This window comes from Micromonospora orduensis (assembly GCF_006228125.1).
In the GTDB taxonomy this organism is placed as follows: domain Bacteria; phylum Actinomycetota; class Actinomycetes; order Mycobacteriales; family Micromonosporaceae; genus Micromonospora; species Micromonospora orduensis.
Genome location: NZ_VDFY01000076.1, coordinates 1 through 4,359 on the forward strand (window position 1 = coordinate 1; position 4,359 = coordinate 4,359).

2 protein-coding genes and 2 pseudogenes are annotated in these 4,359 nt (G+C 70.3%); 3 read left to right on the top strand and 1 reads right to left on the bottom strand.

Translation table 11 applies throughout. The features are described 5' to 3' along the window. Nucleotides 1-1,093, top strand: a pseudogene (locus tag FHG89_RS32750) (hypothetical protein); the annotation flags it as partial. A 303-nt stretch (nucleotides 1,094-1,396) separates the two neighbouring features. Continuing rightward, nucleotides 1,397-2,320: an AEC family transporter gene (locus FHG89_RS02555; protein ID WP_139582444.1), complete on the top strand. Its 924-nt coding sequence runs from the start codon at nucleotides 1,397-1,399 to the stop codon at nucleotides 2,318-2,320. Nucleotides 2,321-2,486: 166 nt separating this feature from the next. Here FHG89_RS02555 and FHG89_RS02560 read toward each other — a convergent pair whose 3' ends face one another. After that, nucleotides 2,487-3,113, bottom strand: coding sequence for a maleylpyruvate isomerase N-terminal domain-containing protein (locus FHG89_RS02560; RefSeq protein ID WP_139582446.1), 627 nt, complete (start codon nucleotides 3,111-3,113; stop codon nucleotides 2,487-2,489). Between the two features lie 288 nt (nucleotides 3,114-3,401). Between FHG89_RS02560 and FHG89_RS02565 the strand changes: the two are divergent. Next, a pseudogene (locus FHG89_RS02565) lies at nucleotides 3,402-4,159 on the top strand (VOC family protein). Nucleotides 4,160-4,359 lie beyond the last annotated feature (200 nt).

The following is a 4,359-nucleotide window of genomic DNA, read 5'->3' on the forward strand; positions in this document are numbered from 1 at the left end:
ATCTCGGCCAGGCGGACCGTCCCTCGATCCACGGGTACCCCCGCCGCACCGGCTGCTACGCGCCCGCCTGGCCGAGATCGGTAACCGTGTCGGCCCGCCCCAGCACCCCGGTCTGCTCGCCGCCCCGACCACGGCGAACGGCGCCATCGACCCGGAGGTGCTGTACGACCGCCTCACTCGGCTCGGCGAGCACGGCGTGTGGGAGGTGGACCTGACGCAGGCCCTGCTGCGGCTGCCCGCGCGGGTCGACGAGCCCCTCGCGGCCAGGGCGGCGGCGCTCGGCACGCCCGCCGGTAACCGGCTCGCCGGATGGCTGCGCGCCGGGGGTCTGCCGACCCCGGACCAGCGGGTGGTCACGCTGCCCCGCCGGGAGCGCCGGCAGGGCTACGACTGGGCGTACGACGAGCTGCCCCGGCAGCGGACGCACGTGCGGGTCAGCCCGCCGGAGGGCGTCGACGACCCGTTCGGCCTGCTCACCGTGCCTGCCGGATCAGTCGACAGCTACGTCGGCGGCGCGGCCCTGCTCTGGCCGGCCGTGCTGCCCGGCTACCGGGGACTGGTCGCGGCGTATGCGCTGCCTGACATCGCCAGCAGCGCCGACCAGGACCTGTCCGGCGGCGCCGCGATCCTGCCGCTGCTCGCCGAGTGCGGCGGCGACGGCGGTCCCGCCGTCGACCTCGCCCTCGCGTACGGCCTGGGTGCCCGGCACGAGTCAGACCGGGTCGCCGCCGTTGACGCCCTGCTGATGCTGGCCGCCGCCGGCGACCTGGACGCTCCCACGGTCGGGGCCCACCTCGGCACCCTCGCCGCCGTCGGTGACCTCACGCTGACCCGCACCCTGCAGCCGCTACGCGACGCGGCCGCCGCCGGTGCCCCGCTCAGCATCTGGCGCCTGCTCGCCGCCGCGTTGCCCGCACTGCTCGCGGCGCCGAAGGCCCCGCGCGGCACCCCGGACCTGGTGACCCTGGCGGCGGAGACGGCGGGCGCCACCGGCGTCCGGATCGACGTGCCCGGGCTGGCCGAGGTCGCGGCGCGCGGCGGGTCGAGCCGGCTGGTCACCGAGGCGCGGCGCCTGAACAGACTGTGGGGATGACCCCGTGAAGTTGCGGATGAGCGGGATGTCCGCTCGGCCCGGACGGGATGCGAGGCTGAACGCGTGGCTTCCGGATCGACGTACACGTGGACAACCCCGGCGGCTTGGTACGCACCTTGGACGCGTCGGTGTACCTGAAGACCGGCGAAAGCGCGGTGGAACGTTACGGAACCGGGCTCACCCTGCGCAGGTCGACGACGTCCTCGCCCAGGTGGAGATGGTCGCCGGGTGTCTCCACTCGTACGCCCCGGACGCCCGCCAGTCCCTGAGCCGGCGCGACGCTCGCCCGCCGGTGACGCCCGTATGAGCTTGGTGTCGGCGTTCGCACCGATCTGGATCCTTACCGCGGTCGGCTACGCGGCCTGTCGTTGGGGCCTGCTGGGCGAGGCGGTGGCGTCGGTGCTCGGCCGATTCGTGTTCCATCTTGCGATGCCGTCCGCCCTGTTCCTAGCCCTGTCCCGAATGCCGCTTTCCGGGTTCGCCGGCCGCTCGCTGCTCGCCTTTGGGGCGAGCACGGCCGCGGTCGTCGGGTTCGGGTGGGTCGGCGCGAGCTGGCTGTTCGGTCGCGAGCCCGGGGAACGGCCGATCTGGGGCATGGCGGCCGGGTACGTAAATTCGGCGAACCTCGGCATCCCGATCGCAACGCAGGTTCTCGGCGACGTGTCGTTCCTGGCGGAGGTGGTGCTGCTACAGGTGCTGGTGGTGACGCCCGTGATCCTGGTCGCCCTGGACCGGCACAGCGACCCGGCCGAGCGGGTACGGGTCCGCCGTATCGCCTCCCTGCCGGTACGCAACCCTGTGATCCTGGCGTCGCTGCTCGGTGTCGCGTGCTCGGCTACCGGCCTGCGTCTGCCGTCGACGGCCGACGCGTCGCTCACCCTGCTGTCGGGCGCTGCGGTTCCCGCCGCCCTGGTCGCGCTCGGCGCGTCGCTGCACCGCACGGCGCCGTCGCGGGCCGAGCCGGCCGCGCTGGCCGAACTGGCCGTGATCACCGCGCTGAAGCTCGTCGCACAGCCGGTCATCGCGTACGCGGCCGGGCTGGCCTTGCACCTGTCCGCGCCGCAGTTGCTCGCCGTGGTGGTGTGCGCGGGCCTGCCGACAGCGCAGAACACGTTCATCTACGGCCAGGAGTACGGCGTCGGCGAGGCGGTGGCCAACCGGGCGGTGGTGGTGACCACGACGCTGTCGCTGGCCACCCTGGCCGCGGCGGTGACGCTGCTCGGGTAGGTCCGTCAGCTGACTCGTCCAGCAATCATGGCGAGTCACGCCGACCATGGCGCTGGCGGCCAGGTCTGCGTCCACGATCATCGCCTGATGATGCGGCGGGCGAACTCAATGCCGTACTGGCCGTGAGAGAGCAGGGTCTTAACGCTGCGAGCGGAGCTCTGACGCGTCAGAGGGCGGCGATCGAGGTTGGAGCCCGTTCTTGCCGAGCCAGCGCACGTATCACGGTCAGAGAGCCGTGTCGCCAGGCTGCGAGGCTGCTCAGCAGCTTGATCGCCGCTGCGGCCGCTGTCTCCGGCATTGCTGGCGTTGGCAAGCCGAGACTGACTGCCAGGTCGTCGATGTGCACGACCAGTTCCACAACCCGGGTCAGTAGGAAGTCATCGACCTGCAGACCCCAGTCGCCGAGGTCCACGATGCGGTCTGCTGGTTGTGCCGGCACCGTGGTACGTAGCTCGCTCAACGCAGCATCGACAAGGTCCGCCAGGTTGGTGGCGGTGGTCGACGCGGCTGCCTGCTCGCTGCGGCGTCGGATGCCGATGTTGTCAGCGCTGTCAGCGCCTGAAGTCACCCAGGCGTTGCCGGTGAAATGCTCCAGCACCGAGATAGCTGACGCTCCTGGCGCTGCGGCGAGGACGGTCACGGTGTGGGTGACCTGGTTGGCTAGATGACGGGCGAGGCCGCCGGTGGAGAAGTCGGGCAACGCGCTGGGCGTGGACCATCGCTCGATCAGCATCGGTTCACGCACGAGGGCTGCGGCGGTTTCAGCGACGTCTAGGAATGCGGGCCGGATCATCGATTGCACGTTATGCGGGTGCGGCGTCTGTTGTCAGTCCCGTGCCTGTGTCTGTGAGGAGCCGGCCCGCGTTGACCAGTCCTACCGGAGCCTCCACCGTCACCGCGCCCGCTCAGCGGCAGATCCGGGCGCCTGATCTTGGCGAGACATATGGCAGGCAGGACGGCACCGCCGATGGCTCGGCTGGGCCGCGTTGCGCTCTGGGGTCATCAGCCGATCAGATGACCACAGGCGATGATCGGCTATTTCCATGTGCGACGGACACCCTGCGACGCTTAGGGAGGAGGCATGACCAACGAGCGGACCGTTCCCCTGCTGCCGTGCGCATCCATTGACGACATCGAAACCTTCTACGGAGTTCTCGGTTTCCGCACCACGTACAAGCAACGCAAGCCCAACGCGTGTGTGGGGGTGCAGCGGGAAGACCTGCATCTGCAGTTCTTCGAGATCACCGGATTTGACCCGGAGCAGTCCTATGGCTCCTGTCTCGTGCTCACCGCGGACATCGAGGGACTACATCGGGCATTCGCAGCGGGCATGCGCGCCGCGTACGGCAAGGTACTAGTGTCCGGAACGCCGCGGATGACCCGGCCCAGGGCGCGGAAGAACGCCGACGGGTTGGGCGGATTCAGCGTCATCGACCCGGGCGGCAACTGGATCCGCGTCTTTCGAGACGCCGCCACCGCGCCCATCCCGGCCGCCACGCATGCCGGGCGGCTGGCCAAGGCCCTAGCGAATGCTGTCGTGCAGGCCGATTCCAGGGGCAGCGTCGGACAGGCCGTTCGGATCCTCGACAGCGCGTTGGCCCGCCCGCAAGCCGACGACGACCCGGTCGAGCAGGTAGAGGTCCTGGTCTACCGCGCCGAACTCGCGATGGTGCTGCACGATCCAAGACTGCGGCCGAGATGCTGGCCCGCGCCCAGTCCGTCACGCTCACGGACGACGAATCCGAAAGGGCCGCACCCGCGTTCGACAACGCCGCCGAACTCACAGCAGCACTGCGGTGGGCTTCTCCGAGACCGCCCGCACATGGCCAAGACCTGTGACCGCGATCCGCCCCACGCTCGGCTTCTCGACCTCCTGCGACCCGTCGGAGGCGCAGCCAGATCTCCGTTGTAGGGTCTGCTGCACCGATAGGTGACATCTGAGTTGGCTTGCCCTGGTGGCGGGCTGGAAGGATGTTGCTGTGCCCAAGCCCTACCCCCGTGAGTTCCGCGATGACGTTGTGCGGGTGGCCCGTGATCGT

Coding starts and splice junctions, on each gene's coding strand:
- FHG89_RS02555 (WP_139582444.1), top strand. CDS start 1,397: ATGAGCTTGGTGTCGGCGTTCGCACCGATCTGGATCCTTACCGCGGTC.
- FHG89_RS02560 (WP_139582446.1), bottom strand. CDS start 3,113: ATGATCCGGCCCGCATTCCTAGACGTCGCTGAAACCGCCGCAGCCCTC.